Here is a 21,080-nt window from a genome sequence, read left to right as displayed (position 1 = left end):
GTCAGGCGGCGGCCGGGGTGCGCCGCCGCTTCGGGCGGGAGCGCAGCACGAGCAGGATCGCCGCGACGGCCCCCCATACGGCCAGTGTGACCACGGGGCCTGCCGCGTGCGCGCCGTTGAAGTAGCTCAGGTCCGTGATGGCGCGGACGGCGGCGCCGGGCGGGAGGACCGCGGAGACGGTCCGGGCCGCGGCGGGCAGCAGGTCGGCGCCGATGGTGGCGCCGCTGGTGGCGTTGCCGACGGTGAGGAGGACGAGGGTGGCGACCGGTATCCCGAGCGGGCCGAGGTAGGTCCCGAGGAGCTTGGTGGCGAAGGCGGCCGCGGCCGCCAGGAGGGTGAGGGTGAGGATCAGCGGGACCACCGGGGCGGGCACCGCCTTCAGGACGGGGCCCGCGATGACCGCCGCCACGGCGCCGATGGCCACGGAGGTGCCGGCCAGGAGCCGGAACCGGTGGCGCAGGTGCAGGAGGTTGGCCAGGCCCAGGGCGTTGGAGCCCAGGACGAAACCGGCCAGTGTCACGCCGAAGGCCATGTAGAAGCCGGCCAGTCCCCGCGCGTCGTAGCGGGCGAGGGGGACGACGTCCTCGGTGGTGACCTCCCTGCCCGCCCCGTGGGCGTAGGCCCCGACGAGGGTCTTGACCGCCGTGGTGGTGGACGCGCCGACCGCGCCCGCGGTCTCCAGGTGCAGCCCGCCCCGGCCGTCGGTGCTGAGCGCGGCCGCGACGTCGTGGTGCTCGAGGGCGCTGCGGGCCGCTTCGGCGTCGGCGGCCGGGTGGACGGAGACGGCTCCGCCGAGGGCCTGGCGGATCTCGCCCGGCAGGTCCGGTCCGGCGACGGCGAGGGGGATTTGGTGGGGCCGGGGGTCGCGCTGCAGGCCGACGTAGCAGCTGATGAAGGCCGCCACGACGACCAGGGCGATCAGCGCCGGCTGGAGCCAGGCCCTCACCGGCGGCCGGACGGCGCCTCCGGCGGGCTCGGACTGCCGGGGCGCCGTGAGGGGCGCCTGCTCCCGCTGGGGGGCGGTTCCGACGGGGGTTTCCATGACGGGGACTTCCTGACGGGCTGGGGGTGGGGCTCGGGGGCCGGTCGGGGACGGCCGTGCCACCGCTTCAATTAGGAGCATATGCTCCCAATCCCGTGATGGCAAGGGCGCGGGGTCCCCGGTCCTCCGGGCGGGCCCGCCGCACCCAGGAGCACACGCTCCCGCCCCGGGCGCGCAGGGGCCGGAGGCGCCGGTGCCCCCGGGCCGACGGGTCCCCCTGCCCGCACGGCGGACCGGCCCCGCGCGAGGCACCCGGCAGCCCGGCGCGACGTACGGCGAGCCGGCGGGCCGGCCGACGGGCGCCCCGGAGGCGCGTGCGCGCGATGCCGGGGCCTGCGCCCCCGACCGGTGGTCGGGACGCAGGCCCCGGACGGTGCGCTGGAAGCCCGTACGGCGGGCCTTCGGCACCGCCTTCGGTCCGGCGGCCGCCCCCACGTCGGCCGCCGACGGCCCCGGCCACCCGGGCCGCACCGCCGGGCGCAGCCCGGCGCCGGGGCCGGGCGGTCAGTACCGGGCGCCGACGGGGGCGGGGATGGCGTCGAGCTCGACGAGGTCGGCCTCGGACAGCCGGACGTCCGCACCTCCCGCGTTGTCGGCGAGGTACTTCGGGGTCTTCGTGCCGGGGATGGGCACGACGTGCTCGCCCTGGGCGACGAGCCAGGCCAGGGCGACCTGCGCCGGAGTGGCGCCGATGCGGTCGGCGACCGCGCGGACCTTGACCGCGATGTCCAGGTTGGCCCGGAGGTTCTCCTGCTGGAAGCGGGGCAGACGCCGCCGCTGGTCGTTCTGCGGCAGTTCGTCGAAGGAGCCGAAGCGGCCGAGGAGGAAGCCGCGGCCGAGCGGCGAGTACGGCAGCAGGCCGATGCCGTGCTCCTTGCAGTAGGGCAGGACCTCGGCCTGGACGTCACGGGTCCACAGGGAGAACTCGGACTGCACGGTGTGGACGGGGTGGACGGCCTGGGCGCGCCTGATCTGCTCCACGCTCACCTCGGACAGGCCGACGAAGCGGGCCTTGCCGGCGGTGACGGCCTCGGCCAGGGCGCCCCAGGTCTCCTCGAGGGGGACCTCCGGGTCGACGCGGTGGAGCTGGTAGAGGTCGATGTGGTCGGTGCCCAGACGCCGCAGGCTCGCGTCGACGGCGGCACGGACGTGCTCGGGCCGGCCGTTGGGCCTGACCAGCGGGGCACCGCCGGGGCCGCCGGTGGGGTCGATGCACTCCATGCCGGCCTTGGTGGCGATCACCGCGCGGTCGCGTCGGCCGGCCAGGGCCCGGCCGACGAGCTCCTCGTTCGTGAAGGGGCCGTAGACGTCGGCGGTGTCGATCAGGGTCATGCCCAGGTCGAGGGCCTGGTGGATGACGGAGACGGAGGTGGCTTCGTCACGCGGGGTGGTCATGTCGTAGGCGAAGCTCATCCCCATGGCGCCCAGGCCGATGACGCCGACCTGCGGTCCGTGGGTGCCCAGGGTGGTGGTGCGCATGCTGTGTTCTGCCTTCGTGCCGGAACGGGGGGCTGCCGGATCGCAGCCCGCGGACGGAAGCCGCTGGTTCGACGGTCTCCACCGCGGCCCGTCGACTCTCACGCTCCGGGGCGTCCCGTGGCAGGTCGGGGTGTACAGGGGCGCCGCGTTCCGGGGAGTGACACGGCCCCCCACGGCCGGCCGGCCGCGGTCGTCGCGCTGGCATACTGCCTGCATGAGCGCTGACCAGCGCAGCAGCGACCTGGCAGGGTTCCTGCGCGCCCGCCGCACCCAGGTCACCCCGGAGCAGGTGGGCCTCCCCGCGGGATCGGGACTCCACCGCACGCCCGGACTGTGCCGCGAGGAGCTGGCCACCCTCGCCGGGGTCAGCATCGACTACTACACCCGCCTGGAACGCGGCAGGGAGACGCGGCCCAGCCCCGGCGTCGTCGACTCCCTCGCCCGCGCGCTGCTCCTGGACGAGGAGGAGCACGAGCATCTGCGCCGGCTGGCCGCGCGGGCCGCCCGCACCGCCCCGGAGCCGCCTGCCGCACCCAGCCGCACGGTGCGGCCCGGCATCAGGATCCTCCTGGAGAACCTGAGGCCCGGCCCCGCCTACGTCCTCAGCCGCACGCTGGACGTGCTCGCCGCCAATCCCGGCGGGCTGCACCTGTACGCCGGCATCGAGGGCTGGCCGGCCAGACAGCGCAACCTGGCCCGCTACTACTTCCTGCACCCGGGCGCCCGCGACCTGTTCCCCGAGTGGGAGACGCACGTCCGGGGCTGTGTCGCGCGCCTGAGGGCCCTGGCCGGCACCGATCCGGACGCCCCCGACCTCGCCCGGCTCGTCGGCGAACTTCTGCTGAAGAGCCCGGAGTTCGCCCGCCTGTGGGAGCGCTACGACGTCCGCGGGCACCGTCCCGGCACCAAGCGCTTCCGCCACCCCCGGGTCGGGGACCTCACCCTCGGCTACCAGTCCATGCAGCTCGAGGGCACCCCCGGACAGCGTCTCGTCGCCTACTACACCGACGCCGGGGGCCCCGACCACGACGCCATGGTCCTGCTCGACAGGCAGGGCCTCGACGCGGACGCGTTCGACGTCCCCGCCGGGCCGGCAGGAGGCCGGGCCCTTCCGGCTCCCGGTCCCGGGCACGGGGCCGGGGCCCGGCAGGCGGGCGGGCTCGGGCACCGGCCCGGGCTTCCGACGGACAGGTGAAGTCGATCCCCCTTCCGCGTACCGCCCTCCGCGTACCGCCCTCCGCGCACCGCTCGGATCGCCGGGGGCCGGCACCGGGCAGGGGGGCCACCCGCGCGGAGGGGGACTCCGGGGGGCGGCAGGACCGGCGGCCGGGGAGGCCGCGGCCCGGGTGACGTGCTCCGGCTCTGTGCAGGCGGCGCCGGCGGGGCGACCGTCCCGGGAGGGGCGCACCGGCCCGGGAGGGGCGGGCCCTGGTCCCCCGGGGAGATCCCGGCCTCCCCCGGGTGGGCGCGTCCGCGCCGCGCCCCTGACTCGGCACCACGCTCCTCGACGGCGGGCCCGAGCCGCTCCGTGCCGCCCTCGGAGCGCCGGCCGACGGTCCCCGCGGGCGCGGGCACGAGACCGTCCACGACCCCCACCTGCGGTGGGAGCCCCTCCCTCCCGGATGGGAGGAAGCACGTCGTGGCAAGGCCCCCGTGAGCGGCGCAGGGTGAGGTCACCGGCACGGTGCCGCCCGCCTCCCCGGGGCCGCGGAGCACGGCGGCCGCGAGCGTACGGGGCACGGCGGCCGCGCCGGTGCTCCCGGGAAGGAGATCCCTGATGGCTTCACCGCTCACCGACCTCGGGGTGGGGACGCCGGTTCTGGCGGCACCGATGGCGGGCGGTCCGACCACGCCCGGACTGGTCGTCGCGGCGGCCGGCGCGGCGGCCTCGGGTTCCTCGCCGGCGGGTACAGGACGGCGGAGGTCCTGGGCGAGCAGATCGCCTGCGTCCGCTCGGCGGGCGCCGGCTTCGGGGTGAACCTGTTCGTGCCGAACCGCGTGCCGGTGGATCCCGGCGCCTTCCGTGCCTTCGCCCGCGCGATCGCGCCGGAGTTCCGGGCCTACGGCCTCGACACCGCGGAAACCCGGGTCGTGGAGGACGACGACCACTGGGCGGACAAGCTCGATCTTCTGCTCTCCTCCCCCGTGCCCGCCGTCGGCTTCACCTTCGGCCTCCCCCGGCCGTCCGTCGTCGCGGCGTTCCGGAGGGCCGGAACCCTCGTGGTCCAGACGGTCACCTCGGCGGCGGAGGCACGCGCCGCCGCGGAGGCGGGCGTCGACGTCCTGGCCGTGCAGGCCTCGGCCGCGGGCGGCCACTCGGGTACGTGGACCCCGCGGCGCACGCCGCCCGCCGTCCCCCTGCCCGACCTGCTGAGGGCGGTCCGGCAGGAGGTGTCCCTGCCCCTGGTCGCCGCAGGCGGCATCGCCACACCGGACGCCGTGACCGGGGCGCTGGCGGCCGGGGCGGGCGCCGTCATGGTGGGCACCGTCCTGCTGCGCGCCGACGAAGCCGGGACGTCGGCTCCGTACCGGGCCGCGCTCGCCGACCCGCGGCGCCGCCGGACCGTGGTGACGCGGGCGTTCACCGGCCGCCCGGCGCGGGCGCTGCGCAACGGCTTCACCGACCGGTACAGCGCCCTGGCCCCGGACGGCTACCCCGCCCTGCACCACCTGACGCGCCCGGTGCGCGGCGCCGCCGCAGCGGCCGGCGATCCCGGGCGGATCAACCTGTGGGCGGGGACGGGCCACCGCCACGCGACGGCGGAGCCCGCCGCGCGGATCCTCCACCGGCTGGCCTCCCGGGTGTGAGCGGCCCCGGCCGCCGCACTCCCCCCGGAGGCCTGAGTGCCCCTCAGGAGCAGGTCGGGCCTGCCGGCGCGCGTAGCATGACCACCGTGGAACTGCGCCAGCTGCGGTACTTCCTCGCGGTCGCCGAGGAGCTGAACTTCGGCCGCGCCGCCGGGCGGCTCCTGATCGCCGGGCCGTCCCTGTCCCAGCAGATCAAGGCGCTGGAACGCGACCTCGGGGTGCGCCTGTTCGACCGCGACCGCCGCTCGGTCACCCTCACCCCGGCCGGAGCCGCGCTCCTCCCCCACGCCCGCGCCCTTCTGGACGGCGCCGACGAACTCCGCCGCCTCGCGGCGAGGATCGCCGGCTCCGAGCCGGTCCGGCTCGGCCATGTGAGCTGGCTGCCCGCGGACCTCACCGCGCGGACCTCGGCCGTGGCGCGGGTGGACGTCGACGCCTGGGTCGCGCCCTCGCACACCCAGGCCGCCCGGGTCGCCGACGGCAGCCTCGACCTCGCGGTGTGCTGGGTCCGCCGGGAGGACCTGGACGCGCGGGGGCTCGACTCCCGGCTCATCGGCGCCGACCGCCTGTACGCGGTCTCGGCCGGCCCCGGCACGGCCGAGGTCCGTGCCCGGGACGTCGTCGTGCTGCTGGACGACGACGCCACCGCCTGGCCGTCCTGGAACGCCTACGCCGGGCAGCTGGCCCGCGACACCTGCGCCCGCACGGTGCGGATCTCCGACGGCGGCATCACCGGGCCCGCGTTCTTCGACCACGTGCGCCAGTCGCGCCGGCCGGTCCTCAACTCGCCGAAGGCCCAGACGGCCCCGCTGCCGCCCGATCTGGTCGCGCGTCCCGTGGTGGATCCGAAGGTGTACTGGACCTGGTCCCTGGTGTGGCGGCGCGGTGAGACACGGGCCGCCGTCCTGAACACCGTCGACGCCCTGACGGACGGCCTCGGCGACCTCGGCGTGCACGCCCCTGACGCGTGGCTTCCCGACGGCGATCCGCACCGGCGGTAGGGGTCCGCCCGGCCGCCCCGGAGCCGCGGCCCGCTGCTCGATGCCTGCGTCCTGCGTCCTGCGTCCTGCGTCCTGGCCGGTACCGCCGGGGACCCGGGGCGGACCGGCGGGCAGCGGCTCCGTCGGCGCCGTCACCGGCACGCCCTCTCCGGCGCACGAGCCCCGGCGCCGGTGGGAGGCGGAGCCTTCCGGCTGGGAGGAATCAGGTCGTGGAGCCGGCCCGGGCGACGGGGGCAGTCCGGGCCCACGGGACGCGGGCAGCGCCCCGCCTCCGGGGCTCCGGGGGGCGGCCCGCAGCCGGCCGCCGTGCGGCCGCGACCCGCCGAACGCACCCCGGACCCGTTCGGGCCGCCCGGTGACCGGCGGCCGACGGCAGGACAGGAGAGGACGACAGCGCACATGAGGACCTTCCGTGGGATCGCCCACATCGCCGTCGTGGTTCGCGACATGGCCGCCAGCACCGACTGGTACCGGCGCGTACTCGGATTCGAGCCCGTCGGCGGGGCCACGCCCGGACCGGTCGGCGCGGGGCATCCCCGGCAGATCATGCGTCACGCCGACAGCGGGCTCGTCCTGGCCGTCCACGAGCCCCTGCGGCGCAGCGGCGACATGTTCGACGCCTCCCGCACCGGGCTCGACCACTTCTCGCTCGCCGTGTCCGACCGGGACGCCCTGGAGGGCTGGGCCCGGCACCTGGACGGTCTCGGTGTGCCCCGTTCGCCCGTGCGGGACGCGGGCTACGCGGAATTCCTCTCCGTGGCCGATCCGGACGGCATCGCCTGGGAGCTGTGGGCCGTCAAGCCGGGGGACTGAGCAGGCGCCACGGATCCGCCCGTGCTCAGGTGAGGAGCTCGAGAAGCCGGTCTGCCAGCACACCTGCCGAACGGGGGTTCTGGCCGGTGACGAGGTTGCGGTCCTCCACCATGTACGGCTCCCACATCGGCCCCCGGCTGAAGTCGATGCCGACCTTCTCCTTCAGCTCGGTCTCCAGCAGCCACGGCGCCCTGGAGGCCAGCCCGACGGCCTCTTCCTCCTCATCGGTGAAACACGTGACCCTGTACCCCTTGAACGGCGACTCGCCGTGGATCCTGGTGGCCAGGATCGCGGCGGGGGCGTGGCACACGATCGCCAGCGGCCTGCCCGAGGCGAGCTGCGCCGTCAGCAGCCGTCCGGCGTCCGCGTCGAACGCCAGGTCCGACATCGGGCCGTGGCCGCCGGGCAGGTACACCGCGTCGTAGTCCTCGAGGCGGATGTCCGACAGCTTCAGGGGCCGCCGCATGGTCTCCGCGGAACGGATGACGGCCTCCAGTTCCAGGGCCCCCTCCTCGCCGCCGGCCATCGACGGGCGCAGGCTCATCATGTCGACGTTCGGTGTCACACCGCCGGGTGTCCCCACCACGACCTCGTGACCGGCCTCCGTGACCTTCCTGTACGGCACAGCGAATTCCTCGGCCCAGTACCCGGTCGCGTACCTGGTGCCGTCCTTGAGTACCCAGTAGGTCGCCCCGCTGACGATGAAGAGCACCTTCGCCACCGCGCTCCGCCTCCTCGCCCCCGTTCGAATCTTTGAGCGATCGACCGTCCCAGCCTAGCCGCGATTCCCCGTGACGGCCCGGCGGGACGTCACGGCCCGCCCCTGACGCCGGCCGTCGTCAGCGGACGTGCGCGCGTCGCGCCGGGCGCGTCCGCAGCGACGGACAGCGCCGGCGGCCGGGGCGGACGGACCCGGGGAAGGGATGCGGCACGGTCGGCAGCGCCGCACGGCGGTCGTGCGCGCCGGACGGCCGGACGGCCGGTGCGCGTGACGCCGACCGCGACGTGCAGGGATGGCGCGGGGCCGGACGGCGGAAGAATAATTGCTTGTCGCCCGAACACGGCACGCACGGAAAGCCCCCCTCTCCCGACACCCACCTCTCCGCGCAGGAGGGAGTCGTCTCGTGACCAGCACCGGACCCGTGACAGACCGGCATCACAGCGGTGGCCCTGTGATCAGCGGTGCGGATCTCGCGGGGGTGCTCCACAGCGCCGTCCGGGAGGCCATGCACCGGCTGAGGGCCGTCACGGCGGCGGTCTACCTGCTCGACGAGCGCCACGGCGAACTCCGGCTGGCCATGGCCAGCGGAAGTCCGCCGTCGCTGTTCACCTTCGCCGGACGCATGGGGCTGGACGCGCCCCGCGCCACGGCACGCGCCGTCGCGTCGGGCACCACGGCCGTCCTCGTCGACCCGGACCCCGCCGACCCGGCCCAGGAGCACGTCCGGCCCTACCCGTACACGGCGCTGTCGGCGCCGGTGACCACCGGGAACCGGCGGTTCGGCGCCCTGACCGTGCTGCGCGTGGAGGACCGCGGCTCCTTCTCGGCCGCGGAGCGGGACGGACTCGGGGAGGTCGGCGACGAGCTGGCCCGGGTGCTCGCCGGGCTCGTCGAGGACGGCGTCACGGTGGCGGCGGGCCCGATGCCGATGCTGATACCTCCGGAAGCCGATCTCGACACGAGCGTGTACACGCCCGGCTGGGGGGTCCCGGGCGTGCCGGGCTCCGCGGGGACGAGCATGATGTACCCCCTGCGGCGCCTGGCCGACCTGCTCAACCGGGCGAAGGCCATGGAGGACGTCGTCGCGGCGGGGCGGTACTGCGTCATGGCCCCGCTGCGCGCCCGGGCCCTGGTTCTCGCCTCCGCGACCGAGGGCCGCCTGTGGGTGCTGGGCCACTGCGGGGCCTCCTCGGACATCGTCCGCGGCCTCCACGGCGTCCGGATGAGCGACCGCACACCGGCGACCGAGGCGTTCCGGGGGCGCCCTCTGTTCGTGCCTTGGGACCCCTCACCGCTCGACGACGGCCGCTCCGGCGGGCAGCCGCACACCGAGGTGTACCTCCCGCTGACGGGCGACGGACAGCTGATCGAGCTGCCCGCCGTCGGCCGGCAGCACGTCGTCGGCGTCTGCTGCCTGGCCTTCGACGGCCCTCGCGACTTCCCGCCCGAGGAGAGGGTCCTGCTCGGCATGATGGCGGGGCTGCTGGGGGCAGCGGTGGACCGCGTCGAGCTGGGCGCGCGGCAGCGTGCCGCCGCCGAGTACCTCCAGAGGAGCCTGCTGCCGCCCGCGCTCCCCGACCTGCCGCGCCTGGCCACCACGGCCCGCTACCGGCCGGCCACGGTCACCTCCGGGGTCGGGGGCGACTGGTACGACGTGATCAGGCTGGCGGACGACCACGCGGTGCTGGTCGTCGGTGACGTCGAAGGCCACTCCATGGAGAGCGCAGCCGTGATGGGGCAGGTCCGCACGGCGACGGCTTCCTACGCCACCGAGGGGCACCGTCCCGCCGCGGTGATCGAGCGGACCGGCAGGCTCCTCGCGAGGCTGCGCACGGATCTGACGGTGACCTGCTGCGTCGTCTCGCTGGACACCGTGGACGGCACTGCGGAGGTCGCCCTGGCCGGCCACCCTCCGCCCCTGGTGCGCGGGCCCGACGGGAGGGTCGGCGTCCTGGACGCCCCGGCCAACCTTCCCCTGGGCGTGTGCCCGGCGGACGTCTACCGGGGACGTGAGCACCTCCTGGAGCCCGGTGCCCTCCTGATGCTGTACACCAACGGCCTCGCCGACGGGGACACGGCCGACGCCGACGCCTGCGGCCGGGCACTGCTCGGCCCGGGGAACCAGGGACGCGCCCCCGACCTCGAGCGGCTGGCGGACCAGGTCGTCTCGGAGGTCTCCGCCCCGTGGCAGCGGGACGACGCCGTCCTGCTCCTGGCCCTGTACGAAGGGGCGGGGGACAAGGACGAGCCCCGGGCGGGAAGCCTGCACCTCTGTCGCCACGACCTGCGCGGGGTCAGGACGGCACGCACCTTCGTGCACGACCGCCTGAGCTCATGGGGGCTGGAGGACATGTCGGACGCGCTGGAGCTGGTCGTCTCGGAGACCGTGACCAATGCGCTCGTCCACGCCGGCAGCGACGTGGACGTGCGCCTCCGGGCGTTCGCGGACCACATCCGGCTCGAGGTGCGCGACTCGGACACCAACCCGCCGGTTCCCTCACCCCTGTCACTGGCGGAGGAGGAGAACGCGGAGGCGGAGCACGGCCGTGGCCTGCTCATCGTCGAGGCTCTGGCCGGGATGTGGAACAGCTCCCCCAACGGCCTGGGCAAGACGGTGTCGCTGACCGTGCCCATCACCCAGGCCTGACCCGGGCGGGAGGGCGCACCGGACAGCACGTACGCCCCCCGCCTGCCGGTGCCGCCATCGCCGCGGTCGGCGGCGGCACCGGACAGCCACCGGAGGGGCCGGAGGGGCCGGCATGGCGGCATGGCGGCATGGCGGCACCGGAAGGACGGATGGGGCGCGGGAGAGGTGGCCCGTCCCGGGCCGGGGCCGCCCGACGGCTTCTCCCGGCGAGGTGTCGGCGTGGGACGCCCGCAGCGCTCGTGGCCGGCACGGCGCGGTGCCCCGCCCCTCCCCCGGGTGCACACAGGGCGGGACACCGGGGGGACCACAGGTCACTCGGCCGCCCGGGCCTCGCCGGTGCCCAGCGGGCCGGGACGGTGTCCGGGGACGGGTTCCCGGTGCGTCCCCCGGTGCCCCGGGACGGGCAGGTGGTGGGGGAACCCGATGCGGAGGACGAAGGCGGCGAGGGCTGCGGCCAGGACGACGGCGGCGGCCAGGACGAGGGCCTGGTGGTAGCCGTGGTGCAGCAGGGGGGCGACGACCAGGGGGCCCAGGATCTGGCCGACCGAGTATCCGGCGGTCAGGAGCGCCACGGCGCGGGGGAACCGCAGGTGCGCGCCCGTTCCGAGGGCCAGCGTGCTGACGCCGATGAAGGTGGCGCCGAAGAGGGCCGCGGAGATCAGTGCGGCGGCGACCCCGCCGACCAGCGCGGGCAGGGCGATGCCCACGGCCTGCACGGCCAGCGCGGCCAGCAGCAGGTCCGGACGGGACCAGCGGCGCCCCAGCGCCGCCCAGAGCGCGGAGGAGGGGACGGCCGCCAGGCCCACCAGCACCCACGCGCCGCTGCCGATCCAGCCGGGTGAGGTCTGTTCGATGGCCGCGACCAGGAAGGTGCCGACGACGATGTAGCCGACGCCCTCCAGCGTGTAGGAGGCGAACAGGGCGCCGAACCAGCGGCGGGTGCGCGGAGCGGCCGCCTGCTGCTGCGCCTCGGGCGCGGACGCGGCCGGCTGTGCGGCCGGCTCGGGCCGCAGACCCCAGGCGGCGGCGGTGAGCGCGACGCCCAGGCCCGCGGAGGCCCACCAGGCCGTCTCCCAGTCACCGGCCGTCCGCAGGACCAGGACGAGCACGCCCGACAGGGCGATGCCGGCACCGACACCGCCGAACGCCCAGCCGGGCAGGTGGGCCGGGTGGTCGCGCAGGTGGCTGAGCAGCGAACTGACGGCGATCACGAAGATCAGCGCGCTGAACACTCCCGCGCCCAGCCGCAGGAGCACCCACACGGCGGTGGCGTGCGTCAGGGGCATCGCCGCGAGAGAGGCGACGAGCGCCAGCATGGAGCCGCGCAGCACGGCCGTGGACCGCACCAGGGCCGGGAGCAGCGTCCCGGCCAGGGCCCCGACCAGGTACCCCGCGTAGTTGGCGGTCGCCAGGTTCGCCCCCGCCCCTGCCGACAGGCCGGCCTGGGCGTGCATCAGCGGCAGGATCGGGGTGTAGACGAAGCGGCCCACGCCCATGCCGGCCGCCAGCGCGGAGGCCGCCTGGGCGACGTGGACCCACGGCGAGCGCGGCAGCCCGCCCGCGGCGTGCGGGTGGGCCTGCGACGGTGGTGCGGTCATGCGATCTTCCTCAGCGGTGCTCGGGACGTCGGTGACGGGGCAGGGGGTGCGGCCGGCGGCCCGGCGCGGCCCCGGGGCGTCGCGGGGGCCGTCCGGTGCGGCAGGGCCGCGGGGCGGCGCGGTGCGCCTGCAGCGGTGGGCACGGCGGCCCGGTACCGGGGGGCCGCGCCCCCGTCGGCGGTCCCGGGGACGGCGGTCCCGGGGACGGCGGTGCGCCTGATCACCATGTCCACAGCGTGCGCCCGCGCCCCCGGGGCTTTCCACGACCGGCTTTCTTGCTGCTGGGAGGCTCGGCCTCCTACCGGGCAGGGTCGCCGGGGGACGAACGGGGGCCCGCCCCCTGTACGGTATAGTCGATCGGTCGTATACTGCAGGCATGGGCCGGACAAGTGACGCGAAGGAAAAGATCCTCACCGCTGCGCACGCACTGATCGAGCAGCGCGGCTACTCGGGCCTGGGCGTGGCCGAGATCTGCAAGGCGGCGGGCGTGCCGAAGGGCAGCTTCTACTACTTCTTCGAGTCGAAGGAAGCCCTCGCCCTCGCGGTGATCGAGGAGCACTGGGCCGCGGAGCAGCGCGAGTGGAGCGGCATCCTGGGCGGCGACGCCGAGCCGCTCGAGCGACTGCGACAGCTGTTCGAGGCCACGCAGGCCAGTCAGCAGGCCGGCCAGGAGAGCTGCGGGGTGATCTCGGGCTGCCTGTTCGGCAATCTCTCCCTGGAGATGAGCAACCAGACCGAGGCCGTGCGCGAACGGCTCCAGAAGATCTTCGAAGCGCAGGCGGAGATGGTCGGCGGGGTCATCGCCGAGGCCAAGGCGCGCGGCGAGGCGACCGTGGCGGACACGCACGCAGCCGCCCAGTCGGTCGTCGCCCAGCTCGAGGGCCAGGTGCTGTTCGCCAAGCTCTACAACAGCACCTCACCGCTCGGCAGCCTGTGGGACAACTGCCTGGCCCTGCTGGGCGCGCGGATGCCGGCCCAGGTCTGAGGCCAGCCGCCGATGCGGCCCGCCGCCGTCCGGGCGCGCCGCCCCGCGGGCCGGGACGGCCGCCACGCGGGCGGGGCGGCGCCGCAGGCACGCCCGCGCGGGGGCGGCGACCCCGGCGACGCGCTCCACGGCCGGACCGGTGGCGCGTCGCGCGTGCCCCGAGGGTCCGCGCGGCCGCCCTACCGGCTCGACCGCACCGGGGACGCCGCCCGCGCTTCGGTCCGCTTGCGCGCACGGTAGGCGGCCGCCTTGATCCTGTTGCCGCACGGGTCCATGGCGCACCACTCCCGGCGGCCCCCGTGCGACCGGTCGAGATAGACCTGCGTGCACTCGTCCCTGCTGCACTCCTTCAGCAGCGCCGCGTCCGGCCCGCCGAGCAGCTGCACGGCCTGCCGGGCGATCGACGACAACGCCTGCTGCGGCGTCGCCTCGGTCCGGCGGCGCCCCCGCCGGGCGAGCTGCGGAACCGCGGACGGCGTCCGCGCCGTGTCGTTGACCAGCGCCAGGGCGTCGGCGTCGTAGTCGTCACCCGCCAGCGTGGCCGCGACGAGCAGGTAGACCGCCTCACGAAGAGCAGTCGCCTGCTCCAGGTCGGACGGTCCGCACGGCGTGTCCCCGTCGACGAGGCCCGACTCACGGAACCAGGCCTCGAGGCTCTCCGGGGAGACGAGCATCTCGGTGGGCACCGTGTTGCGCCGCGCGCGCAGGGTGCCCAGGAAGTCCAGCACCGGGGCACCGCACTTGAAGGAGTGCATCATGTCACCATTTTGGCAGGTGACGAACAACGCGGCAATCGGCGTCACAGCCGTCCGGGCCCCACCGAGCGCGGAGCGCCGAACGCGCCGAGGCGGCCGCGTCCTCGCGCAGGTTGACCGGCCGGGGCCGCGGGTGCGGGGGGCCGCCAGGTCCCGCTACCAGGTCTGCTCGGCGGCGCGCACGAGGATTTCGTTGACGGCGACCCGGCGGTCCCGGGTCACGATGTAGGAGACGGCGTCGGCGACGTCCTCGGGCCTCAGCAGTTCCACGTTCCCGATCTGCCGCTCGACGGCCTGGCGCACGCCGTCGCGCAGGTGCGTGCTCAGCTCGGTGTCCACGGTGCCGGGCTCGACCACGCTCACCCGCACGCGCCGGTGGCCGACCTCCTGCCGCAGCGCCTCGGTGAAGCCGTTGACGCCGAACTTCGTCAGGTTGTAGACGGCTGTGCCGGGACGGGCGACCCGGCCCCCGGTGGAGCTGATGTTGACCAGGTCCGCCACGCCCCGCGGCGAGTCCTGCGCGGCGCGCAGGAGGTGCGGCAGTGCGGCATGGGTGACGTGCAGCAGGCCCCGGACGTTGACCTCGAGCATCCGGTCCCACTCCTCCAGCGGTGAGTCCACGGCCTGTCCGACCCCCATGACGCCGGCGTTGTTGACGACGGTGTCCAGGCGGCCGAACTCGGCCGCCACGCTCTCCACCGCGGCCGCGGCCTGCTGCCGGTCGGTGATGTCGGCCGCCACCACGAAGGCCGTCCCGCCGTCGGCCCGGACCCGGTCCGCGAGCGCTTCCAGCCGCCCGTGCCGCCGGCCGAGAACGGCGACGACGGCGCCCTCGGCGGCGAGGCTGCGCGCGGTCGCCTCCCCGATGCCGCTGCTCGCGCCGGTCACGAGCGCCACGGTGTTCTTCAGACGTGCGGTCATGGGTCTTCCTCTCCACGGGGTGGACGCGGCCTCGACGGGCCGCTGGGTGCGGAAGCGGGGGGCGGGGAGCGCGCCGGGGAGCTTGCGTCCAGGGCTTCGGCCAGGGCTTCGGCGCCGCCGGAGGGCCACTGGCGGAAGGGGGGCGCGCAGTCGCACGCGGAGCAGCCGCGGGCGCGACGCGCTTCAAACGGAACCGGTTCCGCTTCCGGTGGGACGTTAACCGGAACCGGTTCCGGTTGCAAGTGCGGCGGGAAGGAGACGGGAGCCGGCCGGCAACGGGCGGGAGGGGGCCGGCCGGCGGGACGGTCCGCCGCGCGCCGACGCACGGCGCAACGAGGACCGGCCGCCCGTGGCCGCGGCGGCGGTCGCGCCTTTCAGTGGCCCGCGCTCATGCCCCCGTCGACGTGGAGGATCTCGCCGGTGACGAACGGGGCGTTCTCGAGGTAGATCACCGCGTCCGCGACGTCGCTCGGCTCGCCCAGCCGATCGACCGGGTGCAGGCCGGCGAGGGCCTCGTGGGTGTCCTCCGGGTGCATGGGCGTCTTGATGGTGCCCGGCGAGACGGCGTTGACGCGGATGCCGCGGGTGGCGTACTCGATGGCGAGGGACTTGGTGGCGGACTGCAGGCCGCCCTTGGTCAACGAGGCCATCACGGACGGGACCCGGGCGTCGGCGTTGTCGACGAGGCTGGTGGTGATGTTGACGACGTGCCCGCCACCCTGGGCGAGCATCTGCCCGATGGCCAGCTGGGTGATGCGGAAGAATCCGTTGAGGTTCACGCCGACGACGGCCGCGTAGTCGTCGAGGGTGTACTCGACGAAGGGCTTGGCGACGAAGATCCCGGCGTTGTTGACCAGGGTGTCGACGCGGCCGAACCGCTCCAGGGCGGCGGCGATGACACGCTCGGCGGTGGCGGGGTCGGCGATGTCGCCCTGGACGGTGAGGATGCCGGCGTCGTCGGAGGGGGCGATGCTGCGCGAGGTGGCGACGACCGCGTGGCCGGCCTTGCGGTAGGCGTCGACGATGGCGGCACCCAGGCCCTGCGAGGCGCCGGTGACGACTGCGACCTTCTGAGAGTTCATGGTGATCTCCGTAGCGAGGGGACAGGCTCTGAGAGAAGAAGCTACTAGCCGATCGGCTACTAGTCAACCGGTCTACTACTTCATCCCGCGGCCCGGCCCCCACTCTCCTCCGGGAGCCTGCGCGCCCTCCCCCGGCGGCGGCCCGGGCGGGCACCGGATCACCCCCATGCCGCACCACCGGACCGACGGCAGGCGTGGCGGCACTTCGGGACGGAGCAGCGTCCGCCGCGCCCCCCGCCCCCGACGTGCGCGCGCCAAAGGACTTCCTCGCCCCGCTCCGGGCCGACACCCGCAGGCGCCTTCGGGACGGCCACCGGTCGGGAGGCCCTCGCAGGCCGCGACAGGCGAGGCCCCCGGGCCGGCGGCCGAGACGTCCCACGTCCCACGTCGCCGGCCCGGGGGCCTCGCCTGTCGTCCGCACTGTCGCGCGCGACCTGCCGCACGCACCCGTCGAGCGGGTCACGGTGCCCGCCGCCACCTGCGGGGGCGGCCGGCGCTGCACACTCCCACCCCGCCGGCGGGCGGGCCCTCGCCCGTCCGAGGACCCGGCGCATCCCCCTCAGGCCCCGCCGTGCCCCGCCCCGGGTTCACGGCTTCGGCGGCGGACGCCCCGCGGTCCGTCCGGGGCGCCTCAGAAGCGGTCGACGTCGACGACGGCCTGGGCGAAGGCGGTGGGCGCCTCCTGCGGCAGGTTGTGGCCGATGCCGGACAGCGTCCGGTGCTCGTACCTGCCGGTGAAGCGGTCGCGGTAGGCGGCCCCGTTGCCGGGAGGGGTGAACGGGTCGCGCTCGGCGTCGAGGGTGATGGTGGGCACCTCGATGACGGGGCGGGCGGCGAGGCGGCTCTCGTAGCGGTCGTAGCGGCGCTCGCCGTCGGCGGCGCCGATCCGCCAGCGGTAGTTGTGGATCACGATGGCCGCGTAGTCGGGGTTGTCGAAGGCGGCGGCCGTGCGCTCGAACGTGGCGTCGTCGAAGTGCCACGTCGGCGACACGGTGCTCCAGACGAAGCGGCACAGGTCGTGCCGGTCCTTCCTGTCCTGCATGGCGAGGCGGCCCCGCTCGGTGGCGAAGTACCACTGGTACCACCAGGTGTGCTCCGCCGCGGGAGGCTGCGGCTTCCTCTGCGCCTCGACGTTGGTGATGATGTAACCGCCCACCGACACCAGCGCCTTGACGCGCTCGGGCCACAGGGCCGCGATGATGTCGGCGGTGCGCGAACCCCAGTCGAACCCGGCGAGAAGGGCCTTTTCGATCCTGAGGGCGTCCATCAGGGCGATGATGTCGAGGGCCACCGCCGACTGCTGGGCGTTGCGGAACGTCCGGGGGGAGAGGAAGCGCGTCGTTCCGTGACCGCGCAGGTAGGGAACGATGACGCGGTAGCCCTGGGCGGCGAGGAGGGGGGCGACGTCGACGTAGCTGTGGATGTCGTAGGGCCAGCCGTGCAGGCAGAGGACGACGGGGCCGTGGGCGGGCCCCGCCTCCGCGTACCCGACGTCCAGCAGGCCCGCCTTGACGTGCTTCAGCCTGGCGAAGGACGTGTGCGTGCCGGGGGTCACCGCGGGAACGGTCGGCGCGGGGGTGCGGCCGGCCGGGCGCGGGGCGGCGGAGGCGCCCGGGATCCCCTCGATGCCGGTGAGCGCGAGCGCGGCCGCGCCCAGGCCGGCGGCCTTGTTGAACGTACGCCTGTTGATCATGAGAAACCTCCGTGGTGAAGGCCGGGGTGGATGTCGTAGGAGAGTGCGCCACGGGACTGCTGCGGCCGTCGCGGCGCGGGTGCGGGTGCGGACGACCGCCCCCCTCATGCGTCACCAGTCAAACAGGTGACTATTATCGCCCGCGTTCGGCGGAGCGGCACCTCGGAGCGCGTGTGCGCTCGTCCGCCGCCGACCGGAGCGGATGCCTTCGCCCCACGGAGCCCTTGGAGCGACGGGCGGCGGGTGGGGCCGAAGCGTCCCGCCTCCCGTGCGGACCCCCGCCCGGACCCCGTCGCGCCTCGCGCACGGCCGGGTGGACGGAGGCGGCTTCGGGGGCGGGAGCGGCCTGCGGCACGGCCGCGCGGCCGGGGTCGCGGCTCGCGCCCCACAGGGCGCCGCCGGCGAACCGCTCCCCGGGGGCGGCCCCACCGGGCCCGCGCCCCCTCGGCCGCCCCTTCGGACCGCTCGTCATCAGCGGCCGGGGAGGCGCGTGGTGACCTCCTGGAGGACCCATCCGTTGCCGTCGGGGTCGCCGAAGGCGGCGAAGGAGCCATAGCTGGCGCGCTCGGGATGGGGGCCGCTCACCCGGCCTTCCCGGGTGCCGCGGTGGAAGACGCCGCCGGCGTCGTGGAAGATCTCGCCCACGCCGACGCCTCGGGCGACGAGGTCGGCGCGGGCTGCCTCGATGTCGGGGACGACGAGGTGCAGGCCCTGCACGGAGCCCGGTGCGGCCGTGGTGACCCCGGTGCCGAAGAGGACGGAGCACGAGGATCCGGGGGGCGTCAGGTGCACGACCCGGTAGGTGTCGTCGGCGACGTGGTCCACGTCCAGGCGGAATCCCAGGGCCTCGTAGAAGGCCTTCGCGCGGTCGACGTCGGAGACGGGCAGGACCACGACTTCGAGTTTCAGGTCCATCTGCACTCTCGCTTTCACGGACGGAGGCTCCGCACCATCAAGTATGTCACCTGTTGAAGTGGTGACGAAATGCTGGCAGCCCCATTCGTCACCTGTCAAGGCGGTGATGACACCGGCTCACTGCCGGACGGCTTTGGCAGACGGCTCACTGCCGTACGGCCGCGGGCACGTCGATGCCGCGGACGTCCCCACGAGGCGCGTACGCGGTTCGACGGTCCGCACGCGGCCGCGCCGCGCGCCGGCCACCGCTTCGACGCCGCCGTGAGCACGACTCCGGAGGGCGCGGGGCCGCACCGGGGGAAGCGCCGGTCGACGGCCGCGACCGTCGCGTGCATCGTCGGATCCCGGCGGGGCGCCCGCCGGCCGGCACCCCCGCCGGCGGGCGCGGGCCCGGCCGGCCGGGGCGGGGTGGGGCCGGGCGGGGCAGGGCCGGGCGGGGCAGGGCCGGGCGGGGTGTTGTGGTGGAACTGCGGCGGTCGGGCACACGGAACCCGTCCGCGTCGAGCCGCAGCGACGGCATGCCCGTGCACCGCGCCGCACGGGCATGCCGGCCGGCGGCGTCAGGCCGCCGCCCACTCGCTCCAGGCCTGCTCGAGCGCCCGGGTGAACGTCTCCACCGGCTGGACGCCGCTGACCCCGTAGCGCCGGTTCAGCACGAAGAAGGGGACGCCGCCCGCGCCCAGTTCCGCGGCGCGGCGCTCGTCGGCCCGCACCTGTGCGGCCCAGGCTTCCGGGTCGTCGATCACCTGCCGCGCCTCGTCCGCGTCCAGCCCGGCCTCGACGGCCACGTCCAGCAGGGCCTGCCGGTCGTGGATCGAGCGCTCCTCCGCGAAGTTCGCCCGGAAGGCGAGGTCCAGCAGCCGGTCCTGGACGCCGCGGGTCCCGGCGAAGTGGATCAGGCGGTGGACGTCGAAGGTGTTGCCGAGAACGCGCCCTCCGACGCGGAAGTCCAGCCCCACCGACGCCGCCATGGAGGCGGCCTGCTCCTCCCTGGCGACCTGCTGCTCGCGGGTGCGCCCGTACTGGGCCGCGACCGCGTCGATGATCGGCACATTGCCGTTCTCGGCCTGCGGGTTGAGTTCGTAGGACCGGTGGACCACCTCCACCTGGTCGCGGTGCGCGAAGGCGGCGAGCCCCCGGCCGAAGCGGGCTCTTCCGACGTAGCACCACGGACAGGCGATGTCGGTCCAGATCTCGACCTGCATATCGGTTTCTCCCTGCGTGAGAGCCGTGCGGGGCGAGGCCCGCAGCACGGCGACGGGGCATCCGGCCCGCCATCCGCGCGGACGGACCGGACCGGGTACAGTGAGTCGACCGCTCAATAGACGACCGGTCGACAACATTAGATGCCGAGCGTCCGGGCGTCCACCCGCCAGGTGCCGCACCGCCTGCACCGGCGACGCGCCGGGCCGCGAGGAACGGCCGGCTGCGGGGGATGATCGGTAGAGGACGGCACCGCAGCCCGATTGACGAGGAACTCCATGTCGCAGACCACGGATCCGGCCGCCACCACACCCGTCGACTTCTGGTTCGACCCGGTGTGCCCATGGGCCTGGATGGCATCCCGATGGGTGCTGGAAGTACAGAAAGTGCGGGACATCGAGGTCCGCTGGCACATCATGAGCCTGGCGGTTCTCAACGAGTCACGCCTGGACCAGCTGCCCGAGAGGTACCAGGAGCTCATGGGCAGGGCCTGGGCCCCGGTCCAGGTGGCGACCGCCGCCTGGCAGAAGCACGGCGCCGACGTCCTCGGCGGCCTCTACACCGCACTCGGCACCCGCATCCACAACCGGGACGAGGGCCCGACCCGCGAGGTCATCGCCGCCGCGCTGGAGGAGGCGGGCCTGCCCGCGGAGCTGATCGAGTACGCCGACCAGGAGCAGTTCGAGTTCGAGGCCCAGCTGCGCGCCTCCCACCAGGAGGGCATCGACAAGGTCGGCCAGGACGTCGGCACCCCGGTCATCGCCCTCCCGGGCCCGGACGGCGAGCAGATCGCCTTCTTCGGCCCCGTCGTCACCCCCACGCCCAAGGGCGAGGACGCGGTGCGGCTGTGGGACAGCGTCGTCGCCATCGCCTCGACCCCCGGCTTCTACGAGCTGAAGCGCACCCGCACGGTAGGCCCCGACTTCGGCAACCTGCCGTAGCCGCGCACCGGGCCTGCCGCCGAGGCGCGAGCCCTCGGCGGCAGGCCCGCGCGTGCGGGTCCGCACGGGAGGTGGCGCGCGGATCCCGGACGGTGGTGCGGTGCCTGCGCCCGTGATGCCCGCCCGCCGGGCGGGCGGGCCGCATCAGGCGGGCGGCGCGGCGCCGGCCGCAGGCGGCGCCCCGGCGGGCGGGGGCGGCGTGGACACGGGGGCGCCGCAGGTGCCGCTGGGGCGCGTCCCATCGCCCCCGCGCTCCACCGACGTGGCGTCAACATGTCTCGCCTTCAAGGCGGTTCAGGCGGCGACGAGGTCCATCCGGCGCCCGCCCATGGGCGTGGAGCCCGCTGGACACGGACGGCCCCACGAAAACGTCGGCCGCGGCCCGCCCGCCGGGGGGGGCCGCCGCCGCCGCCCGGGGGGCCCCGGCCCCCCCCCCCCCGCCCGGGCCGGTGGCCCCCGGCCGGGGGCCCGCCGGC

At 75.4% G+C, this 21,080-nt stretch carries 17 protein-coding genes; 7 read left to right on the top strand and 10 right to left on the bottom strand.

What is annotated here, in order from left to right; genetic code table 11:
- Position 1 precedes the first annotated feature (1 nt).
- Positions 2 to 1,042, bottom strand: coding sequence for a hypothetical protein (locus tag LO771_RS29030; RefSeq protein ID WP_230747962.1), 1,041 nt, complete (start codon positions 1,040 to 1,042; stop codon positions 2 to 4).
- Positions 1,043 to 1,546: 504 nt separating this feature from the next.
- Positions 1,547 to 2,521, bottom strand: a complete 975-nt coding sequence (locus tag LO771_RS29025; protein WP_230747961.1) for an aldo/keto reductase — start codon at positions 2,519 to 2,521, stop codon at positions 1,547 to 1,549.
- A 214-nt stretch (positions 2,522 to 2,735) separates the two neighbouring features.
- On the opposite strand from LO771_RS29025, the gene LO771_RS29020 reads away from it, so the two are divergent.
- The 4 genes from LO771_RS29020 (at position 2,736) to LO771_RS29005 (ending at position 7,143) form a co-directional block, all read left to right on the top strand.
- Entirely contained in the window at positions 2,736 to 3,716 is a 981-nt protein-coding gene (locus tag LO771_RS29020) for a helix-turn-helix transcriptional regulator (RefSeq protein ID WP_230747960.1), read from the top strand.
- 575 nt (positions 3,717 to 4,291) lie between these two features.
- Entirely contained in the window at positions 4,292 to 5,329 is a 1,038-nt protein-coding gene (locus LO771_RS29015; protein WP_308189030.1) for a nitronate monooxygenase, read from the top strand.
- A 77-nt stretch (positions 5,330 to 5,406) separates the two neighbouring features.
- Positions 5,407 to 6,330, top strand: a complete 924-nt coding sequence (locus LO771_RS29010; RefSeq protein WP_255745014.1) for a LysR family transcriptional regulator — start codon at positions 5,407 to 5,409, stop codon at positions 6,328 to 6,330.
- 399 nt (positions 6,331 to 6,729) lie between these two features.
- Positions 6,730 to 7,143, top strand: a complete 414-nt coding sequence (locus LO771_RS29005) for a VOC family protein (protein ID WP_230747958.1) — start codon at positions 6,730 to 6,732, stop codon at positions 7,141 to 7,143.
- A 25-nt stretch (positions 7,144 to 7,168) separates the two neighbouring features.
- On the opposite strand, the gene LO771_RS29000 is transcribed toward LO771_RS29005, so the two are convergent.
- Positions 7,169 to 7,864, bottom strand: coding sequence for a type 1 glutamine amidotransferase domain-containing protein (locus LO771_RS29000; RefSeq protein ID WP_230747957.1), 696 nt, complete (start codon positions 7,862 to 7,864; stop codon positions 7,169 to 7,171).
- 451 nt (positions 7,865 to 8,315) lie between these two features.
- Here LO771_RS29000 and LO771_RS28995 point away from each other — a divergent pair, with 451 nt between their 5' ends.
- Complete coding sequence (locus LO771_RS28995) at positions 8,316 to 10,511, top strand: SpoIIE family protein phosphatase (protein WP_230747956.1); 2,196 nt, start codon at positions 8,316 to 8,318, stop codon at positions 10,509 to 10,511.
- A 311-nt stretch (positions 10,512 to 10,822) separates the two neighbouring features.
- Here LO771_RS28995 and LO771_RS28990 read toward each other — a convergent pair whose 3' ends face one another.
- The gene (locus LO771_RS28990; protein WP_230747987.1) at positions 10,823 to 12,007 is read right to left on the bottom strand and encodes a YbfB/YjiJ family MFS transporter; all 1,185 of its coding nucleotides are present in this window, start codon (positions 12,005 to 12,007) and stop codon (positions 10,823 to 10,825) included.
- 478 nt (positions 12,008 to 12,485) lie between these two features.
- Between LO771_RS28990 and LO771_RS28985 the strand changes: the two genes are divergently transcribed.
- A complete protein-coding gene (locus tag LO771_RS28985; RefSeq protein WP_230747954.1) occupies positions 12,486 to 13,094 on the top strand; it encodes a TetR/AcrR family transcriptional regulator in 609 nt (202 codons plus the stop codon).
- A 179-nt stretch (positions 13,095 to 13,273) separates the two neighbouring features.
- On the opposite strand, the gene LO771_RS28980 is transcribed toward LO771_RS28985, so the two are convergent.
- The 6 genes from LO771_RS28980 to LO771_RS28955 all read right to left on the bottom strand — a co-directional run bounded on the left by LO771_RS28980 (position 13,274) and on the right by LO771_RS28955 (position 19,665).
- Positions 13,274 to 13,849, bottom strand: a complete 576-nt coding sequence (locus LO771_RS28980; protein ID WP_230747986.1) for an ABATE domain-containing protein — start codon at positions 13,847 to 13,849, stop codon at positions 13,274 to 13,276.
- 156 nt (positions 13,850 to 14,005) lie between these two features.
- A complete protein-coding gene (locus LO771_RS28975; protein WP_230747952.1) occupies positions 14,006 to 14,770 on the bottom strand; it encodes an SDR family NAD(P)-dependent oxidoreductase in 765 nt (254 codons plus the stop codon).
- Between the two features lie 374 nt (positions 14,771 to 15,144).
- A complete protein-coding gene (locus tag LO771_RS28970; protein WP_255745013.1) occupies positions 15,145 to 15,852 on the bottom strand; it encodes an SDR family oxidoreductase in 708 nt (235 codons plus the stop codon).
- Positions 15,853 to 16,483: 631 nt separating this feature from the next.
- On the bottom strand, positions 16,484 to 17,545 hold the full coding sequence (locus LO771_RS28965) for an alpha/beta fold hydrolase (RefSeq protein WP_230747950.1): 1,062 nt from the start codon (positions 17,543 to 17,545) through the stop codon (positions 16,484 to 16,486).
- Between the two features lie 471 nt (positions 17,546 to 18,016).
- Positions 18,017 to 18,460 carry a VOC family protein gene (locus LO771_RS28960; protein WP_230747984.1) on the bottom strand — a complete coding sequence of 148 codons (444 nt, stop codon included), beginning with the start codon at positions 18,458 to 18,460 and terminating at the stop codon, positions 18,017 to 18,019.
- Positions 18,461 to 19,020: 560 nt separating this feature from the next.
- Positions 19,021 to 19,665 carry a DsbA family oxidoreductase gene (locus tag LO771_RS28955; RefSeq protein ID WP_230747948.1) on the bottom strand — a complete coding sequence of 215 codons (645 nt, stop codon included), beginning with the start codon at positions 19,663 to 19,665 and terminating at the stop codon, positions 19,021 to 19,023.
- Positions 19,666 to 19,941: 276 nt separating this feature from the next.
- On the opposite strand from LO771_RS28955, the gene LO771_RS28950 reads away from it, so the two are divergent.
- A complete protein-coding gene (locus LO771_RS28950; RefSeq protein ID WP_230747946.1) occupies positions 19,942 to 20,604 on the top strand; it encodes a DsbA family protein in 663 nt (220 codons plus the stop codon).
- Positions 20,605 to 21,080: the final 476 nt, after the last annotated feature.

The organism is Streptacidiphilus sp. ASG 303 (genome assembly GCF_020991365.1).
Lineage (GTDB): Bacteria > Actinomycetota > Actinomycetes > Streptomycetales > Streptomycetaceae > Peterkaempfera.
Note: the sequence above shows the minus strand (reverse complement) of the source record. Positions and strands in the feature narration are given on the sequence as shown.

Bases quoted from the DNA above. Each gene is read 5' to 3' on its own strand.
- LO771_RS28975 (WP_230747952.1), bottom strand. From the start codon at position 14,770: ATGACCGCACGTCTGAAGAACACCGTGGCGCTCGTGACCGGCGCGAGC.
- LO771_RS28985 (WP_230747954.1), top strand. From the start codon at position 12,486: ATGGGCCGGACAAGTGACGCGAAGGAAAAGATCCTCACCGCTGCGCAC.
- LO771_RS28990 (WP_230747987.1), bottom strand. From the start codon at position 12,007: ATGGGCGTGGGCCGCTTCGTCTACACCCCGATCCTGCCGCTGATGCAC.
- LO771_RS28960 (WP_230747984.1), bottom strand. From the start codon at position 18,460: ATGGACCTGAAACTCGAAGTCGTGGTCCTGCCCGTCTCCGACGTCGAC.
- LO771_RS28965 (WP_230747950.1), bottom strand. From the start codon at position 17,545: ATGATCAACAGGCGTACGTTCAACAAGGCCGCCGGCCTGGGCGCGGCC.
- LO771_RS29030 (WP_230747962.1), bottom strand. From the start codon at position 1,042: ATGGAAACCCCCGTCGGAACCGCCCCCCAGCGGGAGCAGGCGCCCCTC.
- LO771_RS29005 (WP_230747958.1), top strand. From the start codon at position 6,730: ATGAGGACCTTCCGTGGGATCGCCCACATCGCCGTCGTGGTTCGCGAC.
- LO771_RS28970 (WP_255745013.1), bottom strand. From the start codon at position 15,852: ATGAACTCTCAGAAGGTCGCAGTCGTCACCGGCGCCTCGCAGGGCCTG.
- LO771_RS29010 (WP_255745014.1), top strand. From the start codon at position 5,407: ATGACCACCGTGGAACTGCGCCAGCTGCGGTACTTCCTCGCGGTCGCC.
- LO771_RS29020 (WP_230747960.1), top strand. From the start codon at position 2,736: ATGAGCGCTGACCAGCGCAGCAGCGACCTGGCAGGGTTCCTGCGCGCC.
- LO771_RS28955 (WP_230747948.1), bottom strand. From the start codon at position 19,665: ATGCAGGTCGAGATCTGGACCGACATCGCCTGTCCGTGGTGCTACGTC.
- LO771_RS28980 (WP_230747986.1), bottom strand. From the start codon at position 13,849: ATGCACTCCTTCAAGTGCGGTGCCCCGGTGCTGGACTTCCTGGGCACC.
- LO771_RS29025 (WP_230747961.1), bottom strand. From the start codon at position 2,521: ATGCGCACCACCACCCTGGGCACCCACGGACCGCAGGTCGGCGTCATC.
- LO771_RS28950 (WP_230747946.1), top strand. From the start codon at position 19,942: ATGTCGCAGACCACGGATCCGGCCGCCACCACACCCGTCGACTTCTGG.